The 19,391-nt window shown below is 64.3% G+C and carries 17 protein-coding genes and 2 pseudogenes; 7 read left to right on the top strand and 12 right to left on the bottom strand.

Features of this window, described 5'->3' with window-relative positions:
* The first annotated feature begins 41 nt into the window (after positions 1-41).
* Together trxB and trxA are read left to right on the top strand one after the other, a co-directional pair.
* The gene (trxB, locus tag ASF80_RS11860) at positions 42-1,016 is read left to right on the top strand and encodes a thioredoxin-disulfide reductase (protein WP_056312066.1); all 975 of its coding nucleotides are present in this window, start codon (positions 42-44) and stop codon (positions 1,014-1,016) included.
* Between the two features lie 67 nt (positions 1,017-1,083).
* Positions 1,084-1,407, top strand: coding sequence for a thioredoxin (gene trxA / locus ASF80_RS11855; protein WP_042541543.1), 324 nt, complete (start codon positions 1,084-1,086; stop codon positions 1,405-1,407).
* A gap of 72 nt (positions 1,408-1,479) precedes the next feature.
* On the opposite strand, the gene ASF80_RS11850 is transcribed toward trxA, so the two are convergent.
* From ASF80_RS11850 to rpmH, 12 genes and pseudogenes are all read right to left on the bottom strand, one after another.
* Positions 1,480-2,007 carry a GrpB family protein gene (locus ASF80_RS11850; RefSeq protein ID WP_056310990.1) on the bottom strand — a complete coding sequence of 176 codons (528 nt, stop codon included), beginning with the start codon at positions 2,005-2,007 and terminating at the stop codon, positions 1,480-1,482.
* Between the two features lie 13 nt (positions 2,008-2,020).
* Positions 2,021-2,356, bottom strand: a complete 336-nt coding sequence (locus ASF80_RS11845; protein ID WP_056310989.1) for a hypothetical protein — start codon at positions 2,354-2,356, stop codon at positions 2,021-2,023.
* A 9-nt stretch (positions 2,357-2,365) separates the two neighbouring features.
* Positions 2,366-3,817: pseudogene (locus ASF80_RS11840) on the bottom strand (sugar porter family MFS transporter); the annotation flags it as partial.
* 59 nt (positions 3,818-3,876) lie between these two features.
* Positions 3,877-4,842, bottom strand: coding sequence for a ParB/RepB/Spo0J family partition protein (locus ASF80_RS11835; protein ID WP_082488296.1), 966 nt, complete (start codon positions 4,840-4,842; stop codon positions 3,877-3,879).
* Positions 4,842-5,717: a ParA family protein gene (locus ASF80_RS11830; protein WP_200934809.1), complete on the bottom strand. Its 876-nt coding sequence runs from the start codon at positions 5,715-5,717 to the stop codon at positions 4,842-4,844. Before ASF80_RS11830 ends, ASF80_RS11835 begins: the two co-directional genes overlap by 1 nt.
* 182 nt (positions 5,718-5,899) lie before the next feature.
* Positions 5,900-6,343: an AAA family ATPase gene (locus ASF80_RS11825; protein WP_056310981.1), complete on the bottom strand. Its 444-nt coding sequence runs from the start codon at positions 6,341-6,343 to the stop codon at positions 5,900-5,902.
* A 2,670-nt stretch (positions 6,344-9,013) separates the two neighbouring features.
* Complete coding sequence (rsmG, locus tag ASF80_RS11820; protein ID WP_056310978.1) at positions 9,014-9,637, bottom strand: 16S rRNA (guanine(527)-N(7))-methyltransferase RsmG; 624 nt, start codon at positions 9,635-9,637, stop codon at positions 9,014-9,016.
* A 32-nt stretch (positions 9,638-9,669) separates the two neighbouring features.
* Positions 9,670-10,161 carry a protein jag gene (locus ASF80_RS11815; protein ID WP_056310976.1) on the bottom strand — a complete coding sequence of 164 codons (492 nt, stop codon included), beginning with the start codon at positions 10,159-10,161 and terminating at the stop codon, positions 9,670-9,672.
* Complete coding sequence (yidC, locus tag ASF80_RS11810) at positions 10,158-11,228, bottom strand: membrane protein insertase YidC (RefSeq protein WP_056310974.1); 1,071 nt, start codon at positions 11,226-11,228, stop codon at positions 10,158-10,160. Before yidC ends, ASF80_RS11815 begins: the two co-directional genes overlap by 4 nt.
* A gap of 3 nt (positions 11,229-11,231) precedes the next feature.
* Entirely contained in the window at positions 11,232-11,582 is a 351-nt protein-coding gene (yidD, locus tag ASF80_RS18765) for a membrane protein insertion efficiency factor YidD (RefSeq protein WP_082488294.1), read from the bottom strand.
* The gene (gene rnpA / locus ASF80_RS11805) at positions 11,579-11,902 is read right to left on the bottom strand and encodes a ribonuclease P protein component (RefSeq protein WP_235559953.1); all 324 of its coding nucleotides are present in this window, start codon (positions 11,900-11,902) and stop codon (positions 11,579-11,581) included. The genes yidD and rnpA overlap by 4 nt, the downstream gene beginning before the upstream one ends.
* Positions 11,903-11,929: 27 nt before the next feature.
* A complete protein-coding gene (gene rpmH, locus ASF80_RS11800) occupies positions 11,930-12,067 on the bottom strand; it encodes a 50S ribosomal protein L34 (protein ID WP_056310970.1) in 138 nt (45 codons plus the stop codon).
* Between the two features lie 433 nt (positions 12,068-12,500).
* Here rpmH and dnaA point away from each other — a divergent pair.
* The 5 genes and pseudogenes from dnaA to gyrB all read left to right on the top strand — a co-directional run.
* Positions 12,501-13,775: pseudogene (dnaA, locus tag ASF80_RS11795) on the top strand (chromosomal replication initiator protein DnaA); the annotation flags it as partial.
* A 494-nt stretch (positions 13,776-14,269) separates the two neighbouring features.
* Positions 14,270-15,412, top strand: coding sequence for a DNA polymerase III subunit beta (gene dnaN / locus ASF80_RS11790; protein ID WP_056310966.1), 1,143 nt, complete (start codon positions 14,270-14,272; stop codon positions 15,410-15,412).
* An 85-nt stretch (positions 15,413-15,497) separates the two neighbouring features.
* Positions 15,498-16,658 carry a DNA replication/repair protein RecF gene (gene recF / locus ASF80_RS11785; RefSeq protein ID WP_056310964.1) on the top strand — a complete coding sequence of 387 codons (1,161 nt, stop codon included), beginning with the start codon at positions 15,498-15,500 and terminating at the stop codon, positions 16,656-16,658.
* Positions 16,651-17,154 carry a DUF721 domain-containing protein gene (locus ASF80_RS11780; protein ID WP_056310963.1) on the top strand — a complete coding sequence of 168 codons (504 nt, stop codon included), beginning with the start codon at positions 16,651-16,653 and terminating at the stop codon, positions 17,152-17,154. The genes recF and ASF80_RS11780 overlap by 8 nt, the downstream gene beginning before the upstream one ends.
* Positions 17,155-17,272: 118 nt before the next feature.
* Entirely contained in the window at positions 17,273-19,342 is a 2,070-nt protein-coding gene (gene gyrB / locus ASF80_RS11775) for a DNA topoisomerase (ATP-hydrolyzing) subunit B (RefSeq protein WP_200934776.1), read from the top strand.
* The last annotated feature ends 49 nt before the right edge of the window (positions 19,343-19,391 follow it).

The raw sequence follows: 19,391 nt of genomic DNA, 5'->3' as shown, positions 1-19,391 counted from the left end.
CGAACGTCTTTCGGCGTCTCAGCATCTACGACGGAGAGCACATGCGTCAGGTCATCATCATCGGTTCCGGTCCTGCCGGATTCACCGCCGCCATCTACGCGGCGCGCGCGAACCTCAAGCCGCTGCTCATCGCGAGCACGGTCGAGGTCGGCGGAGAGCTGATGAACACCACCGAGGTCGAGAACTACCCGGGCTTCCCCGAGGGGATCCAGGGCCCCGAGCTCATGGCCAAGTTCCAGGAGCAGGCCGAGAAGTTCGGCACCGAGGTCGTCTACGATGACGTCACCGAGCTCGATCTCGCCGGCCCCGTCAAGAAGGTCACACTCGGCAGCGGAACCGTGCACGAGGCCCAGTCGCTCATCTACGCGACGGGATCGGCGTACCGCAAGCTCGGCATCGAGGGCGAAGAGCGCCTCTCGGGCTACGGAGTCTCGTGGTGCGCCACGTGCGACGGCTTCTTCTTCCGTGAGAAGACGATCGCGGTCGTCGGCGGCGGCGACTCGGCGATGGAAGAGGCCACGTTCCTCACCCGCTTCGCCGAGAAGGTCTACGTCATCCACCGCAAGGACTCCCTGCGCGCCTCGAAGATCATGCAGGAGCGCGCGTTCGCGAACGAGAAGATCGAGTTCGTGTGGAACAGCGAGGTCGCCGAGATCCTCGGTGGCGACTCCGTCTCGGGCGTCCAGCTGCGCAACACGGTCGACGGCACGCTCAGCGATCTGGCCCTCGACGGTCTGTTCATCGCGATCGGCAACGACCCGCGCACGCACCTCGTGCACGACAAGCTCGACCTCACGGCCGAGGGAACCATCTGGGTCGACGGCCGCTCGTCGAAGACCTCGGTTCCCGGCGTGTTCGCCGCGGGTGACGTGATCGACCCGACCTACCGTCAGGCGATCACCGCAGCCGGCTCCGGCACGGTCGCGGCCCTGGATGCCGAGCACTTCCTCGCGGATTTTGAGGATGCTTCCGTCGAGTTCCCGGCTGCGGAAGCCGCCGAGATCATCACCGCCTGAGCGGTCGGGAACAGTTTCACCTCGCCCGCTGTTGTAGCAGGCGAACCTCGAATCAAGGAGAACTCTGATGAGTGCAAAGGCTACGAGCCAGGCGACCTGGGAGCAGGACGTTCTGCAGGCCGAAGGTCCCGTCCTCGTGGACTTCTGGGCCGAGTGGTGCGGACCGTGTCGCATGGTCGCCCCCGTTCTGGACCAGATCCAGGCGGACAACCCCGACAAGATCACCATCCTCAAGCTGAACGTGGACGAGAACCCGCAGCTGGCGATGAAGTACCAGATCACCTCCATCCCCGCGATGAAGGTGTTCCAGGGCGGTGAGGTCAAGACGACCATCATCGGCGCCAAGCCGAAGCCCGCCCTCGAGCAGGACCTCGCAGCCTTCATCGGCTGATCAGGACTTCAGGGCCGTCACCTCTTCGGAGGTGGCGGCCTTTTCTGTGTCCGTTCCGTCCCGCCGCCGAGACTACTTGTCGTACACGGGCACCGAGGGCAATCCCCGGGCCGCGCGAGCGCGGTCGACGATCTCCTGGATCGCCGGCGTCTTCGCGGCGTTGTACGTCGACTGCCCGTGCGCCGCGGCCGCCACAGCGTCGCACTTCGCATGCGAGTACCTATCCGCATCATCCGGGTGTGCGAGCAGCCAGTCCCTGAGGATGCGCTGGTTCGCCGCATCCCAGTCCTCCGCGACGAAGAAGTGCGCGATCGCGGTGCGGACACCGTCGGTCTCGCGGATCATGACGGGATGCGTGCGCACCGCACTCCCCCGTCGCCATCCTCCGGCCTCCAGCGCGGGCAGGTACGCATCGAAGTCCTGGAGGTCCTGGATCCTGATGGCCAGGTCGATGATGGGCTTCGCCCGCATCCCCGGGACCGCGGTCGATCCGATGTGCTCGATCTGCCAGTCGGCATCCGTCAGAGTGCCGATCTCCGAGGCGATGCGCGTGAACTGACCCGCCCAGGCGGGATCGTAGGTGAGGAGCATCCTCGGCATCGCGACGGAATCCTCAGGATGCGTCGGCGACCGTGGGGTCCCAGCGGCGGTGGCGCTGCTTCTCGTCAAGCAGGCCCCACACGGCCGGTGTGAGCTCGGGGTACTCCAGAGCGATCTGGCGCAGCACCCGGTAATGACGAGCCGCGTTGGGCCGCACACCGTCGTTCGCGGTGATGTTGTCTGCCCTCAGCAGGTACACCACGAGCTCGTCGACGCTCGGCAGCTCCTCCATGAACTCCCAGGGATCCTCTCCGCTGAGAAGACGCTCCTGAATGAGCACCGCGATCTCGTCCGACGCCTCTGCTCGCAGCACTTCCAGGCTGGCGCGACGGGGAACGGACTCGGTCATGCTTCCAGCCTACGTGGCCTTGCGGGTGCCTCGGCGCTCCACCTTCAGCTCGTCCGTCATCTCCTCGAGCTCCTTGCCCTTGGTCTCGGGAACCTTGAAGTAGACGAAGAAGAACGACAGCAGCGCGAAGAACGCGTAGAAGCCGTAGGCGAAAGTGAGGCCGATGTCGGCGAAGATCGGGAACGTCGTCGAGATGAAGAAGTTCGCCGCCCACTGCGCCGCAGCAGCGACCGCGAGGGCTCCCGCACGGATCGAGTTCGGGAAGATCTCTCCCAGAAGCACCCAGACGAGCGGGCCCCAGGTCGCTCCGAAGAACACCACGAAGCCGTTCGCGCAGATCAGCGCCACGGTGGCCCAGGGATCGGGGAGCGTGGCTGTGCCCTCGGCATCCAACGTGCCGAACGAGAACGCCAGCGCCATCAGGCCGAGCGTCACGGTCATGCCCACAGATCCGACGAGCAGCATGATGCGCCGGCCGATCTTGTCGACGAGCAGAATCGCCACGATCGTGACCACGATGTTCGTCACCGAGGTGATGACGGAGGTCAGCAGCGCGCTCGACTCATCGAAACCGACGGACTGCCAGAGCGTCGTCGAGTAGTAGAAGATCACGTTGATGCCGACGAACTGCTGGAACACCGACAGCAGGATGCCGACCCAGACGATCGGCTTCAGGCCCAGACGGCTGCCGCGGAGGTCGCGCAGCGACTCCTTGCGCTCCGTGTCGATCGTGCTCGTGATCTCCTTGATCTTCGCATCGACATCGACGGCACCCGTGACAGTCTCCAGCACCTCTGCGGCGCGTTTCATGTCTCCTTTTCGCACCAGGTACCTCGGAGACTCGGGGAGCCTCAGAGACATGAGCCCGTAGACGAGAGCGGGGATGGCAGCGACCATGAACATCCATCGCCAGGCGGTGAGGCCCCACAGCGGCTGATCGGCTGCTCCGGCGAGGTTGGCGAGCAGGGCATCCGACAGCAGAGCCGCGAAGATACCGGTGACGATGGCGAGCTGTTGCAGTGAGCCGAGGCGGCCTCTGATCGCCGCCGGTGAGACCTCCGCGATGTACGCGGGGGCGATGACGGATGCTGCACCGACGCCGAGTCCGCCGATCACACGCCAGATGATGAGATCGACCACGCTGAAGGCCAGGCCCGAGCCGATGGCCGAGATGAAGAACATCGCCGCCGCGACGACCATCACCGGGATGCGACCGCGTTTGTTCGCGATCGGGCCCGCGAACCAGGCGCCCACCGCACAGCCGATGAGCGCCGATGAGACCGCGAAGCCCTTGAGGCCGACTCCGAGGTCGAAACCTGAGACGGTGCCCGCGAGAGCATCGACCGCTCCGTTGATCACCGCCGTGTCGAAGCCGAACAGGAAGCCACCGAGCGCGGCGGCGATGCTGACCGCTATGACTCGGCGACGGACACCCTCTGGATTCAGTGGCTTGGACATGGCATCCCTCTCATCGTCGCGATGCCGCGAGTCTACGACCGCTCAGTCGCGACGAGGCGGAATCACGCCGATCCGTAGCCCGATTGCCCGATCTCCTCGAGAATGCGGTTCAGATCCTGGATCGAAGCGAAATCAATGATGACCTGGCCTTTGCGCGCACCGAGTGAGACCTTGACGCGTGTGTTCAGACGGTCGCCGAGATTGCCGGCCACCTCGTCGAGGTAGGCGCGACGGGCTCCGGGGGTGGGCTTCGCCGTGCGGCCGGGAGCGGCCGGCTCGGTCTTCGCCGCGACCTCGGTCGCGCGCACCGAGAGGTCCTCGTTGACGACCTTGTCGGCGAGGCGCTGCATCGCCTCGGGGGTGTCGAGGCTGAGGATCGCTCGAGCGTGACCGGCCGTCAGCACTCCTGCAGCCACGCGCTGCTGCACGGGAACAGGCAGCTTCAGCAGACGGATCGTGTTGCTGATCTGCGGACGGGAGCGTCCGATGCGCGTCGCGAGCTCCTCCTGAGTGATCCCGAAGTCCTCGAGCAGCTGCTGGTAGGCGGATGCCTCCTCGAGAGGATTCAGCTCCGAGCGGTGCAGGTTCTCGAGAAGGGCGTCGCGCAGGAGGTCTTCATCGGCTGTCTCACGGACGACGGCGGGGATGGCTGCCAGGCCCGCCTCACGAGCGGCACGGGTACGCCGCTCCCCCATGATGAGCTCGTACTCGCCGTCGCTGTTCTTGCGGACGACGACGGGCTGCAGCACGCCGAACTCCCGGACGCTGTGCACGAGCTCAGCGAGGTCTTCAGGGTTGAAGTGCGTGCGCGGCTGCCGGGGGTTCGGGATGATCTTCTGCGGGTCGATCTGGATCAGGTGGATGCCGGGGACCACCTCGAGCTCTTCTGCAGCGGGCTGATCGCTGGTCTGCTCCGTCGCCGGACGCAGGTTCGCGCCGGGGAAGAAGACATCCACGGGACGCTCGGACTGATCAGCGGTGGGGATGAGGGCACCGATGCCCCGGCCCAGTCCAGTGCGCTTCGCCATCATTTCTCCTTGCTCTGCGCCGCGGTGCGCGACGCGATCTCGACGGCGGCCTCGCGGTAGGCGACAGCGCCGGCGGATTGCCCATCGTAGGCGATCACGGTCTGACCGAAACTCGGCGCTTCCGACACCCGCACGGAGCGCGGGATAACGGTGTCGAGCACCTGATCGGGGAAGTGGGTGCGGACCTCGTCAGCGACCTGCTGAGCAAGCCGCGTGCGTCCGTCGAACATCGTCAAGAGGATCGTCGACAGATGAAGCCCCGGATTCAGGTGCTTCTGGATCATCTGGATGCTGCCGAGGAGCTGGCTCAGTCCCTCCAGTGCGTAGTACTCGCACTGGATAGGGATGAAGACCTCGTTCGCCGCGGTGAACGCGTTGATCGTGAGCAGACCGAGCGAGGGCGGGCAGTCGATGATCACGAAGTCCATCGGATTGTCGACCAGGTACTCCTCCAGCGCGCGGCGCAGGCGGTGCTCTCGTGCGACCTGAGCCACGAGCTCGATCTCCGCGCCGGCGAGGTGGATCGTGCTCGGTGCGCAGAAGAGGTTCACGTCCTCGGGGCTCTGCTGCACGATCTCGGCGAGTGGGACTTCGTCAATCAGGACGTCGTAGATGCTCTGGGTGTCCGCATTGTGCGGTACACCCAGGGCTGTGGAGGCATTCCCCTGGGGGTCGAGGTCGACGACGAGCACCTTCGCACCGAGGCCAGCGAGAGCGGATGCGACGTTGACCGCGCTGGTCGTCTTGCCGACCCCACCCTTCTGGTTCGAGACCGTCAGGATGCGGGTATCCCCACTGAAGTCGATGTTCACTGCTTCGAGGACTCTGCGGCGAGCTGAGAGGTCCGCGAGTTCCCGCGCGAGCGGCGTATCCATCCCGAAGGAGTCCTTCGGTGATGCCTTTTCGGGCTGTTTCACGTGAAACATCCACTCCTTTCGGGGCCGTGTTCCACTCTAATCGCTGTGGCGGACGTTGCTTACTGTCGGCCGTGCTCCGGATGCTTCTCGGGTAGGACAGTGTTCGAGCAGTCTTGAGCGCCATGTTTCACGTGGAACATTCACGGGAGCAAGAGCGACATGATCTCCCCCACCACGTCGACGAGCGGCCTTGTCGCATCGATCTCGAGTGTTGCGCCTCGGCGCAGAAGGGGCTCGATCGACCGAAGGTTCTCACGGATCTCGCTTCGCTCCCCCTCCGTGGAACCATAGGGATTCGTCACACGCCCCTGTACGCGCTCGAGGAGGATCGCCTCAGGCGCCGAGAGCAGCACCACATGATCGAAGCGATCGTAGAAGTAGCCTTGGTTCTCGACGGTCCCCGCCACCACGAGATCACCGGATTCTTCAAGTAGTGCGGTCATTCGGTCCACGTCCCACAGGCCGTCCTGGGTCTTCCAGCTCCCGTAGTCAGTGTCGATCGCCGGCACTCCCCCCTCCCCCAGGAGGGCTACAACACTCGACTTCCCTACGCCTGACATTCCTGTGATGAGAACCCGGGGCATTCGTCCACGGTATCCGTGTTTCACGTGAAACACGTCGTCGAGTCGTACCTGGAGGGCCGTCGGGATAGTCACTGTGGTTGTGGAAGCGGAGTCCCACGCCCGCTCCCCACTCACGATCTGCCGACATAGCCCTCAGGTTTCACGTGAAACACGCTTTCTGGCCCGGTATCAGGGTCCCTGTCATGCGTGAGTGAGCCCGCGCGATGCGCGAGTGTAGACCGGCGTCCGTCGCCGGCCACCCGCTCGAGCTTTCTACTGCACGAGATGCGGCTCGCGATGGTCAGTCGGAGGGCATAGGAGTGATGATCACTGCCACGCGATGATTCGGCCCAATCATGCCTATCACTTTCACGGCTTCCCCAGGCGGCCCCTCGGCGAGTATCGATGTGGAGCCCTCCATCCTTCACGCACGATCCGTTCACCCCAGGAGATGCGCTTCATCACCCCGTGGGAGAACTGAAGAAGATGAGTCGATGGGACATCGTCGCACTATTGGCGCCCCTGCCGTGCCGATGGCCGACAGACCGCTACGGGAGGCAGTCGGCCACGAAGGCAAGGTGTCGAGTTTAGCCGTGTGACCAGGCTTCCTCTCCCCCAACCGGCTAAGAGATGCCTGCTACGTCTATCGATGACAACGCCCGGCCCTGGAGGGGCTCCAATGTGCCGAGAACCTCAGCGTTTCACGTGAAACATCGATGCGGGTCGAAAGGGGTCACGGCTCGTCTCCTCATGATGCTTCGAGGATGACTCCCACCTCCACCGCATCGCTTCGTGCCCTTGTCGTCGGCGACCGTGAGGGTCACCGTGCCCGGCGAGAGGAATCCTGGGCTGAAAGCACAGCCGTCCGTCCCGATCGCCGAAGGGGGGTCTGACTCGGGAGTCTCTATCGCGCCTAAGCGCATTGCTTCCTCACCAGTTTCCCGCCGCTCCCAGCCACAGGCCAAACCCGCAGCCGCAGCCGCAGCCGCAGCCACAGCCACAGCCACAGCCACAGCCACACGCTCATGAGTGTAGGAGTCCGGACTCCAAGGCCCAGTCCCCCACCCAGAACCAACCCAGCCCCATGTGTGGAGCATGCGTCCGGTCCCCCTATCACGCACAGGCACAGCCACAGCCATAGGCCCGACTGCCACGGTCCACACTTCCAGCCAACACACGAACCGACACTGGGCCGACGCGGCTACCCGTCAACCGGCCCGAGGCCGACAGGATCCAGGCCCACAACCCAACGCCCCGGGGTGAAGGTCCCGGCCCCACTCACGCCCCAGGTGCGAATCCCAAGGTTCAAGGTCCACCGCACAAACCTCCACCGCGCAAGCGTGGATGGTCAAGCCGAGGCGACATCCCCCCAATCCCCTCAGCCCCCAAGCACCAAGCCCCACTCCCCAAGCACCAAGCAGCAGGTCTCCGGCACCGAGACTCAGCCCCTAAGCACCAAGCAGCAGGTCCCCGGCACAAAGACCCAGTCCCTAAGCACAAGCAGCAGGTCCCAGGCTCTAAGCCCCATGCCCCAAGCCCCAAGCCCCAAGCCCCAAGCCCCACGCCCCAAGTCCCCTGCCCCATGCCCCATGCCCCATGCCCCATGCCCCATGCAGGTCTATGCCGTCACCTAGCTCCAAGCGACCACACAATGTCGCTGCAAACCAACGAACCTACGCGCACACCCCCTCACCAACTTCCAGGGGACAGACTCCACACACCAACCACAGCCCCGAACCCGCACCAACCCCACACCTCACACCCCACACCTCTACCGAGCACAGCCACACCAATAGCCCCAGCAACTCCAGCCCCGATATCCCCTACAGGTGACAGCAGTGCCCTCTCCATCTCCCCGCAAGGACGGTAGCCACGGTGCCAACGCGGAGAGACGACTCCACATCAAGGGCCATGCAATCAAGGAACCTTCGCAGACGCATCTCCTGCAGCGCGCGGATCGTTTCACGTGAAACATCGATGAGCAGAGATACTTGCTGCGCTTCGCGCACACGACTCGATCTCCACCATTCGGGCCGGCGTGCGGAGAGATGGGTGTTTCACGTGAAACACTTCCCCGGGTCTCCAATGACGCAGCGAGCGAAGCGCCTCCGGATCCTTCCTCAACCTAGTAGTGATGCAGCGGGCATGCCTGTCCCTGCGTCACTCACCGGGCACCATCCAGCGCCACTCCACGATCTCGACAGACGCAGACTGTTTCACGTGAAACATCGCAGCATTCACCCCATGCCACCCAGGCACGCAGGCACCCAGACGCCCACGCACGAGAAGCCGAGATCATTTTCATGAGCCTCGCTTCTATAGATAGGTGTGACCTGTCCGCACGTGCGCGAAACGGGCGCACGCCCATACCCCGCGGCGCGCTGGCTGCTCGTGACGTCAACCACAGATGCCCCGCTACCGCGGCCCCGCCTATAGACCTAGAGTCGTGCCCTCGGGGAACCCGTTTCACGTGAAACATCTTCGGTGTCAACGGGGACCACGCCACGCGGGGAGACTCGCTGCACCACACAGCGAAGTGCGACGCCACCGTTGAGCCATGCGGAGATCAGGTACCGCGATGACCGCACTTCGTGCGGCGGATAAACAACCGTTACAGGACCCGACGATGAATCGCGCTCATCAGAAAAGCTGGAGGCGTGAAGAACCCACGCCCAGGACTGCGAGAGCTACCTAGCGAACCACGGCCCGCACGACACGGGTCGACTCGGGCAGCACGTCCTCACCGAGAACCTCGACCCGGACGTCGGTGAGACGGAACTTCTTGATCTGCTTCTGTGCGGCGTCGATCTCGTTCGCCGCATTCATCCCCTTGAGCAGGATGAGTTCTCCCCCGTCACGAACGAGCGGAGCGGTCAGCGGGATGAGAGTCTTCAGGGCACTCACGGCGCGCGCCGTCACGACGTCGAAGCCCTCGGGTCGCTGAGCATCTTCAGCACGAGCTCGCAGCACCTCGACGTTGTCGAGACCCAGCGCATCGACCTGCTCGTTCAGCCAGATCACCCGACGCTCCATCGGCTCGATGAGCGTCCACTTCACATCAGGTCTCGCGATCGCGAGGACGATACCAGGCAGGCCAGCCCCTGAGCCGATGTCTGCAACCGAGCCGTGGAACAAGGGCGCAGCGATCACGCTGTTCAAGACGTGCCTCGTCCACAGTCGGGGAAGCTCGAGCGGTCCGATGAGACCGCGCTCTTCTCCATGCTCAGCAAGGGCCGCAGTGAACTGCCTCGCCAGCTGGATCCGCTCTCCGAAGAGTTCAGTGGCGACAGCAGGCTCGACCTCGACAGCACTCACAACAGCAACCCGATCAATACTTCACGCGAACGTCAGCGACGTCGGAGCACGGTGTGCCGGTCGGCACCCTCACCGTACGACTCCGAGACAAGTCCCTGGTCAGCGGCAATATCGTGCACCAGCTTGCGCTCGTAGCTCGACATCGCAGGCAGTGAAGCCTGTGTCGCACCGTCGTCGAGCTTCGCAGCCGCGGCGTTGACCAGAGTCTCGAGCTGGCGACGACGGGTGTCGCGCGATCCGCCGATGTCGAGGATCAGACGCGAGAAGGAACCGGTCTTGCTCTGCACTGCCAGACGCGTCAGCTCCTGAAGAGCCTGCACCGTGTCGGGAGCCGAAAGCAGCGCCAGTCCATCGCCCTCTGCCTCTACCGAGACATAGGCACGCCCCTGGCGCACATCGAGGTTCAGATCCCCATCGATGTCGGCGATGTCGAGGAGCTCTTCGAGGTAGTCGGCCGCGACATCGCCCTCGTTCTCCAGCTCGGCGACCGTGGGCTCCACGATCTCAGTCACATTGTCGGTCACGAACCGCTCCCCTTCTTCTTCGAACGCTTCTTGCCCACGGGCTGCTGACGCTTGGGAGTCTGTGCCTTCGCACGCTCCACCTCTTCGAGCATCCGCTGCTGTTCTGCCTCGTATGCGGCCATCGGAACGACCTTGCCCGACGAGTCGATCGCCTTGCCCTTGCGGGCCAGACGCTCTTCGCGCGCCTTGGCAGCCTCAGAGCCGGGAGTCGGCATCTCGCGGATGACGAGGAACTGCTGACCCATCGTCCAGAGGTTCGAGATGAACCAGTACACGACCACGCCGAGCGGGAAGAAGATACCCGAGAAGATGAAGCCCAGCGGAAGGATGTAGAGCATGATCTTCTGCATCTGGTACGCCTGGCCGGTCTTGGCCTCGGGCGACAGGTTCTTCGAGATGATCTGCAGCTGAGTGAAGAACTGCGACGCGATCATGAGCACGACGAGCGTGACCAGAATGACGATCGCGGTGGTGTTGCCGGCGTCCACCGCGTTGCCGAGCGTCTCGTGCAGAGAAGCGACGCCGAAGAGCTCCGCGTTGTAGAACTGCTCGGTGAGCTCCGCATTCAGCAGCCCGACGCCACCGACACCGAGGTTGTGGTGCTTCGAGACGTCGCTCAGCACGCTGAACAGCGAGAAGAAGATCGGCATCTGCACCAGCAGCGGAAGACAGCTCGACATCGGTGTCGTGCCGTGCTTCTTGTACAGCCCCATGGTCTCGCGGCTCATGGCCTCGCGAGAGAGCTGATCCTTCTTGCCTCGATACTTCTCCTGAACTTTTCGCAGCTCAGGAGCGATTTCCATCATCTTTCGCTGGCTCTTGATCTGCTTCACGAAGAGCGGGATCAGAGCAGCACGGACGACGACGACGAGTCCGACGATCGACAGGACCCAGGTCAGTCCGGATGCCGCAGGAAGACCGACCGCAGTCAGCAGCCAGTGCCAGGCGACGAGCACCATCTCGACGAGCCACTTGAGCGGCCACAGGATGGTTCCGATCAGGTCGAAGCCGCCGGAGGCGGGCGCCGGCGACGGGGTGGTGCTGGCGAGCAGAAGGTCAAGACCCACCGATCAGTCCTTTCGGGAAGGGACGACGAAACCGTGAGCGGTCAGGTCATAGCGGAAATGTTCGTGAGGACGGACGTCATCGACGCCGCCGTGGCTCCAGGGGTTGCAACGGAGGATGCGCCATGCCGAGAGCATCGTTCCCCGCACGGCGCCGTGCTGTTGCACCGCACCTACAGCGTAAGCGGAACAGGATGGGTAGTAGGCACAGACATCTCCATACATCGGAGAGATCACCCTGCGGTAGCCGGCCAGGAAACCGAGAACAGCGTTCCTCGGCGCCAACGGGACGCTGCGCAGCAGATCCCCTGCACGCATGTGTCCGGTGCCGATCGACGACGCGGGAAGAGCAGTCATGCTCGCGCCTGCCCGAGACGATCCAGGCAGCGGTTCACGTCGGCACTCAGCTCTGCGTAGCTGGCGGTCGCGGACGCAGGAAGGGCACGGATGACGACATCCGTGCCCTCGGGTACCCGCGGAAGCGCCTCCGCACAGACGGCTTTGAGTCGCCGACGGACGGTGTTGCGCACCACAGCGGTGCCCACCTGCTTGCTGATGATGAATCCGAACCTCGCGGCTCTGCTCTCGCCCGTCGTCAGCATCGAGGTGACGACCTTGGCTCCGCCACAACGGGATCCGCGTCGAACGACCAGTCGATAGTCGCTCCCGCGGGTCACACGAAACGGGCGGGCGAGCACAGCGGTCTACGCGGAGAGCTCGGTGCGGCCCTTCGCGCGACGAGCCGAGAGGATGGCACGGCCGGCGCGGGTGCGCATGCGAAGGCGGAAGCCGTGCTTCTTGGCGCGACGACGGTTGTTGGGCTGGTAAGTGCGCTTGCTCATGAAATCACTCCGGGAATGCTGCCACCGGGATCGATTTGACCGGAGACATAGGGATCTGCCATTCAGGCATAAGTCAACCGATTAAGGGTACGTCTTGACGGCGCGCAGAGCAAATCTGCGCGCTTCGACCTCGACCTCCGGCACGATCCGCACAGCCATTATCCACAACCTGTCGCGTGCACGTATGCGCAACACGCGCGCGGATTCCCGTAGGCAGGTTGCCGTTCCCAGCCGCGGTGACTACCGTGGCATCCGAAGTTATCCACAGGGGGGACGCCATTCTCGACGCCCCTCCGAATCCCCAGCACGGAGCGTCATGTCATCACCTGCCCAGCCCGACGTTCCGATCTGGACCACGGTGCAGGACCTGCTCGAGGCGGATGACAGGGTGACTCCGCAGCTGCAGGGATTCCTCAGCCTCGCCGTCCCCGCCGGCGTGATGTCAGCGACGCTCTATCTGGAGGTCCCCAACGACCTCACCGCGGCGCAGATCAACAAGCGTCTTCGGCTGCCGATCATGGAGGCGCTCTCCCACATCGGCCAGGAGGTCACCTCGTATCGCGTCGTGGTCAACCACGAACTCGCCGAGCAGCCCACCGCACCGATCGCCGTGGCCGACTACGGCCGCCAGGAGCAGATCCGGGTCGAGTCGCCCATGGAGCAGCCGACGCAGCTGCGCCACGAATCCCGCCTGAACCCGAAGTACACCTTCGACAACTTCGTCATCGGCCAGTCCAACCGCTTCGCCCATGCTGCGGCGGTCGCAGTCGCCGAAGCACCCGCCAAGGCATACAACCCTCTCTTCATCTACGGAGACTCGGGTCTCGGGAAGACCCACCTCCTCCATGCGATCGGCGACTACGCCCAGTCCCTCTACGCAGGGGTGAAGGTCCGGTACGTCTCGAGCGAGGAATTCACGAACGACTTCATCAACTCGATCGCGAACAACCGCGGTGCCGCCTTCCAGGCGCGGTACCGCGACGTCGACATCCTGCTGATCGACGACATCCAGTTCCTCCAGGGTCGTGCCGAGACCCAAGAAGCCTTCTTCCACACCTTCAACACGCTGCACGACCACAACAAGCAGGTCGTGATCACGAGCGACGTCGCGCCGAAGCACCTGACCGGGTTCGAGGATCGGATGCGCAGCCGGTTCGAGTGGGGTCTGATCACGGACGTGCAGGCACCCGACCTCGAGACGCGTATCGCGATCCTCCGCAAGAAGGCCCAGAGTGAGGCGCTCCATATTCCCGACGAGGTACTCGAGTACATCGCTACCGTCGTCTCCTCGAACATCCGTGAACTCGAAGGTGCCCTGATCCGCGTCTCGGCGTTCGCGAGCCTGAACCGTTCGGCTCTCGACATCTCCCTCGCCCAGACGGTGCTGCGCGACATCATCGACACGGCCGAGGACAACATCATCTCGCCGACGGACATCATCACGGCGACCGCACAGTACTTCAAGCTGACCGTCGACGATCTGTACGGCTCGAGCCGCTCGCAGCAGATCGCGACGTCGCGACAGATCGCGATGTATCTGTGTCGAGAGCGCACGAGTCTCTCGCTGCCCAAGATCGGACAGCTGTTCGGCAATCGCGATCACACGACGGTCATGTACGCCTACAAGAAGATCAGCGAGCTCATGAAGGAGCGCCGTTCGATCTACAACCAGGTGACCGAGATCACCACGCAGCTCGGTCGCCGCTGAGCGCACGACACCTCGAAAAAGGGGGTCGCAGGGTCCGATGGGACGCTGCGACCCCCTTCTCGTACGTCTGAGGAGCATCCACAGGCTCGGATAGATGCCAGTTTGCACATGTGGATAACTTGTGGATGGATCGCCTCCAGGTCGGGACGAATGTGGGGGAAACGGGCGAACCTGTGGATAACTATGGGAGAGCGCTCCGACCGGCAGACCCCATCCACCCGCGGATTCCTCAGGGATTCCACAACTGACAACCGTGTAGTTCCCTACTCGCGTCTGCTTTCCACCGAGTTATCCACAGTATCCACAGGTGTTAACACCGTTAAGGAGTTAATTCAATTCATGGGCGATCCGATCACCAGACGGTGGGGAAACTCCGACAGGCCCGGGCTTCGCCCCGGCCGTAGGGATCCGACCTGCTGTGGGGCTAGCATGGGAAGCCCTGCACCGGCAGGACCGATGACGACACGTCTCAGAACGACGACAAGGGAGCACCCGTGAGGTTTCAGGTCAACCGCGATGTCTTCAGCGAGGCTGTCTCGTTCGTCGTCAAGCTGCTTCCGCAGCGCAATCCTCAGCCGATCCTCGCCGGAGTCCTGATCGAAGCCGACGGCTCCGGCCTCACGCTCTCGGCCTTCGACTACGAGGCTTCGGCCCGTACGACCATCGAAGCGACCGTCGACACACCGGGCACGATCCTGGTTCACGGGCGCCTCCTCTCAGACATCGCCAGCCGACTTCCGAATGCTCCGATCGAGATCGCCGTCGAGGATGACGGCAGCATCACCGTGAGCTGCGGCTCCGCCCGATTCACACTCGCGGCCATGCCGGTCGAGGAATATCCCTCGATCCCCGAGGTCTCCGGCTCCTCCGGTGTCGTTCCTGCAGACGACTTCGGCACCGCCATCGCTCAGGTCGGCTTCGCCGCATCCCGCGACGACGTCACCCCGGTGCTCACCGGTGTGCAGCTCGCAGTCTCCGGACACACGCTGAGCCTGGTCGCCACAGACCGTTACCGCGTCTCGCTCCGTGACGTCCCGTGGGACGGCGAAGCCGTCGAGGCGACCGCACTGGTCCCCGCCCGCACGCTCCTCGAGGTCGGAAAGACCTTCGGTCACGCCGGCACGATCCAGATCGCGTTCTCGGGAGCCGGCGACCGCGAGATCATCGCGTTCACGGCAGGCAACAAGACCGTCACGTCGCTGCTGATCAAGGGCAACTTCCCGCCGGTCCGCCGCCTGTTCCCCGAGCAGACCGAGCACTACGCGGTCGTCAACACCGCGGACCTCGTCGAGGCCGTCCGCCGTGTGTCGCTCGTTCTCGACCGCGCAGCACCTCTGCGTTTCACGTTCTCGAGCGACGGCGTCACCATGGACGCCTCCGGCAGCGAGCATGCACGGGCATCCGAGTCGGTCGATGCGATCCTCTCGGGCGGTGACGACGTCACTCTCGGCCTCAACCCGCAGTACCTCATCGAGGCGCTCGGTGCCGTGAAGAGCGAGTTCGTGCGCGTCACGTTCACCTCGAGCGACAACGCGAACAAGCTCAGCCCCGTGCTGATCACGAGCCAGACGTCGGTCGATCAGGCCGGTCTCGACTCGTTCAAGTACCTGCTGCAGCCCAACCTCCTGCTGCGCTGATCTCACTCTGCGACTTCAGAGGATCGCCACTGCGCGAGCATCCGACCGCGAGTTCGATGTCAGACCCCGAAGGTAGGCTGACACCGTGATTGTGGAACACCTGAGCCTGGTCGATTTCCGCAATTACGCGACCGCTGATCTCGCCCTGCACAAGGGACCCAACGTCCTCGTCGGCCGAAACGGCCAGGGAAAGACGAATCTCGCGGAGGCCGTCGTCTTCCTCGCGACACTGGGTTCGCACCGGGTCTCCTCCGATGCGCCGATGGTCCGCGAGGGGCAGGACTTCGCGATCATCCGTGCGCGTCTGTCACACGGTGAGCGCCGAGTGCTCGTCGAGGTGCAGCTCAACAAGCAGGGGTCCAACAAGGCCCGCATCAACGGCTCGCCGTCGAAGACCAACGAACTCCCCCGTTACGCGCACGTCGTGCTCTTCGCTCCGGAAGATCTGCAGATCGTCCGCGGCGACCCTTCGGCGCGACGACGCTTCGTCGACCAGCTGCTCATCCAGCGCACCCCGCGAATGTCGTCGGTGCTCGCGGACTATGACCGCGTGCTCAAGCAGCGCAACGCCCTGCTCAAATCCGCCCGTGCTCGCGGCATCAAGGGCGAAGGACTCAGCACGCTCGACGTGTGGGACGACAAGCTGGTCTCGCTCGGGGCCGAGATCATCACCGCCCGACAGCGTCTGGCGACCGATCTGCAGCAGCCGGTGGCCGAGGCCTACGCGGCGATCGCCGGTGAAGACCACCGTCCGCAGCTCGACTGGGCGCTCTCGGTGCGTGGAGCGGATCCCGAAGAGGGAGTGGATGCTCCGGCCGAGACCTCGGGCGACATCGCCGAGATGTTCCACGCGGCACTGCTCGCGAAACGGTCGAACGAACTCGATCGCGGCCTCACTCTCACCGGGCCGCATCGCGACGATCTGGTGCTGCGTGTTCGCGGTCTTCCGGTCAAGGGCTATGCCTCCCACGGCGAGTCGTGGTCGGTCGCGCTCGCCCTCCGCCTCGCCTCCGCCGAGCTGCTGCGCAGTGAATCCCCGGCCGGCGACCCCGTGCTGATCCTCGACGATGTGTTCGCCGAGCTCGACGCCGATCGTCGGCAGCGCCTCGCGGCGCTGACGGCGGGTTACGAGCAGGTGGTGGTGACCGCGGCGGTGGAGGAGGATATTCCCGAGGTTCTGCACGCCCATGTGGTGCGGATCTCGGCAGGAACCATCAGTGACGAGAGGGAGGTGGCCGATGACTGACGTCGCAGCTGTTCCGGCACCCGAGACACCCGAGACCGTCGCCACATACCTGCGCCTTCGCGGCCTGGCCCCGAGTTCGAAGTCGTGGAAGCGCAAGCGGCGCATCGTCACCGACGACGACAACGCTCCGTTCACCCCTGGACGCGACCCCGGAGCCCTCGGCGCAGTGCTGGACAAGCTCAGCCGGGACTCCGGATGGCAGAAGACTCTGGCCCGTGAAGACCTGGTGCGTCAGTGGGCGGACCTCGCCGGATCCGACACCGCGAAGCACTCCGAGCCGGTCTCGCTCGAGCGCGGAGTGCTCACCGTGAAGTGCGATTCGACGGCCTGGGCGAAGAATCTCCAGTACATGCGCGGGACGATCCTCACCGAGATCGGTCGTCGGTATCCCGACGCCGGTGTCGAGAACCTCCGCTTCATCGGACCGGACGTACCCTCTTGGAAATGGGGTCCCAGAGTCGTTCCAGGACGGGGCCCACGCGATACCTACGGGTAGGACACCACAGATGGGGTCCGACACGCTCAGAGGGCCACAGGTGGCCGCTGAGCCGCATATCGACACGAAAAGCCGCTAGACTGGGAGTTCGTGATATCGATGTGGAGAATGCCCTCTGATGACGCCTGAATCCCCTGCTGACGAGACGGAATCCACCACCGGGGAGACCCCCGGCACCGAGAACAAGATCTCGCCCAAGGTGAAGCAGCCCGGTGAGTACGGTGCCGACTCCATCCAGATCCTCGAGGGTCTCGAAGCGGTCCGCAAGCGCCCGGGTATGTACATCGGATCCACGGGGCCGCGTGGTCTGCACCACCTCGTCTACGAGATCGTCGACAACTCCGTCGACGAGGCCCTCGCGGGGTACGCCGACACGATCTTCGTGACGCTGCTCGAAGACGGCGGCGTCCGCGTGATCGACAACGGCCGCGGCATCCCCGTCGACCCGCACTCCTCCGACCCCACGAAGTCGACCGTCGAGGTCGTGCTGACGATCCTGCACGCCGGTGGAAAGTTCGGCGGCGGCGCCTACGCCGTCTCGGGTGGACTGCACGGGGTCGGCTCCTCGGTCGTGAACGCCCTGTCGACCAGGTTCGACGTCGAGGTCAAGCAGAAGGGCTTCGTCTGGCGGCACAGCTTCGCCGACGGCGGTGCGCCCCAGCAGCAGCTGGAGAAGGGCGAGCCCACCGACGAGACCGGAACGGCGATCACCTTCTGGCCGGATGCCGAGATCTTCACCGAGACCACGGACTTCGACTACGACACGCTGCGCACGCGCTTCCAGCAGATGGCGTTCCTCAACAAGGGACTCCGCATCGAGCTGTCCGACGAGCGCCCTGCCTCGGCCTACGAGGTCGAGGTCGAGGGTCAGGCGACCCTCACGCAGCCCAACGACGTGTTCTTCTACGAGCGCGGCCTCGTCGACTACGTCGAGTACCTCAACAAGGTGCGCCACGCCGAGGTCGTCAACGACGAGATCATCGCGTTCGAGTCGGAAGACGTCGAGCGCAAGATCTCGCTCGAGGTCGCGATGCAGTGGACGACCTCGTACACCGAGAACGTCTTCACCTATGCGAACACCATCAACACGCATGAGGGTGGAACGCACGAAGAGGGCTTCCGTGCGGCACTCACCACGCTGGTGAACAAGTACGCCAGGGCGAACAACCTCCTCAAGGAGAAGGACGACAACCTGTCGGGCGACGACGTGCGCGAAGGACTCACCGCCGTCATCTCGATCAAGCTCGGCGAGCCCCAGTTCGAGGGTCAGACCAAGACCAAGCTGGGCAACACCGAAGCGAAAGCCTTCGTGCAGAAGGTCGTCGGCGATCAGCTCGGCGACTGGTTCGGTCGCAACCCGATCCAGGCCAAGAACGTGATCCGCAAGGCGATCGATGCGGCGACCGCCCGTCTCGCGGCCCGCAAGGCGCGCGAGACCGCTCGTCGCAAGAGCGTGTTCGAGTCGGCAGCCATGCCCGACAAGCTCAAGGACTGCACCAGCAAGGACCCGTCGATCAGCGAGATCTTCCTCGTCGAGGGTGACTCGGCCGGCGGCTCCGCGGTGCAGGGCCGTGACCCGCACACGCAGGCGATCCTGGCGCTCCGAGGCAAGATCCTCAACGTCGAGCGCGCACGTCTCGACAAGGCACTGGGCAACAAAGAGGTCCAGGCGATGATCCAGGCCTTCGGCACGGGCATCGGCGAAGAGTTCGACATCGAGAAGGCGCGCTATCACAAGATCGTGCTGATGGCGGATGCCGACGTCGACGGCCAGCACATCACCACGCTGCTGCTGACGCTGCTGTTCCGTTACATGCGCGGGCTCATCGAGGCCGGTTTCGTCTACCTCGCGATGCCGCCGCTCTACCGCCTCAAGTGGACCAACCAGCCGCACGAGTACGTGTTCAGCGACGCCGAGCGCGATGCGCTGCTCAAGCACGGACTCGAGAATGGCAAGCGGATCCCGAAGGACGCCGGCATTCAGCGCTACAAGGGTCTCGGCGAGATGAACGCCAAGGAGCTGTGGGAGACCACGATGGACCACACCACGCGGACGCTCCGCCAGGTGACCATCGAGGACGCCGCCGCCGCGGACGAGATCTTCAGCGTGCTGATGGGTGAGGACGTCGAGTCGCGACGCAGCTTCATCCAGCGCAACGCCAAGGACGTCCGCTTCCTCGACATCTGACGCGTCCCCCGCGCCTGCATTCGTTCGACAACGACCGGAATCGACAACA

It is taken from the genome of Microbacterium sp. Leaf159, assembly GCF_001423615.1.
GTDB lineage: Bacteria > Actinomycetota > Actinomycetes > Actinomycetales > Microbacteriaceae > Microbacterium.
Note: the sequence above shows the minus strand (reverse complement) of the source record. Positions and strands in the feature narration are given on the sequence as shown.

What these genes read in the sequence shown, in the direction of transcription:
- yidD (WP_082488294.1), bottom strand. Translation starts at nt 11,582, where the DNA reads ATGACTGCTCTTCCCGCGTCGTCGATCGGCACCGGACACATGCGTGCA.
- gyrB (WP_200934776.1), top strand. Translation starts at nt 17,273, where the DNA reads ATGACGCCTGAATCCCCTGCTGACGAGACGGAATCCACCACCGGGGAG.
- ASF80_RS11825 (WP_056310981.1), bottom strand. Translation starts at nt 6,343, where the DNA reads ATGCCCCGGGTTCTCATCACAGGAATGTCAGGCGTAGGGAAGTCGAGT.
- rpmH (WP_056310970.1), bottom strand. Translation starts at nt 12,067, where the DNA reads ATGAGCAAGCGCACTTACCAGCCCAACAACCGTCGTCGCGCCAAGAAG.
- ASF80_RS11850 (WP_056310990.1), bottom strand. Translation starts at nt 2,007, where the DNA reads ATGCCGAGGATGCTCCTCACCTACGATCCCGCCTGGGCGGGTCAGTTC.
- trxA (WP_042541543.1), top strand. Translation starts at nt 1,084, where the DNA reads ATGAGTGCAAAGGCTACGAGCCAGGCGACCTGGGAGCAGGACGTTCTG.
- ASF80_RS11845 (WP_056310989.1), bottom strand. Translation starts at nt 2,356, where the DNA reads ATGACCGAGTCCGTTCCCCGTCGCGCCAGCCTGGAAGTGCTGCGAGCA.
- trxB (WP_056312066.1), top strand. Translation starts at nt 42, where the DNA reads ATGCGTCAGGTCATCATCATCGGTTCCGGTCCTGCCGGATTCACCGCC.
- ASF80_RS11835 (WP_082488296.1), bottom strand. Translation starts at nt 4,842, where the DNA reads ATGGCGAAGCGCACTGGACTGGGCCGGGGCATCGGTGCCCTCATCCCC.
- ASF80_RS11780 (WP_056310963.1), top strand. Translation starts at nt 16,651, where the DNA reads ATGACTGACGTCGCAGCTGTTCCGGCACCCGAGACACCCGAGACCGTC.
- ASF80_RS11830 (WP_200934809.1), bottom strand. Translation starts at nt 5,717, where the DNA reads ATGGATACGCCGCTCGCGCGGGAACTCGCGGACCTCTCAGCTCGCCGC.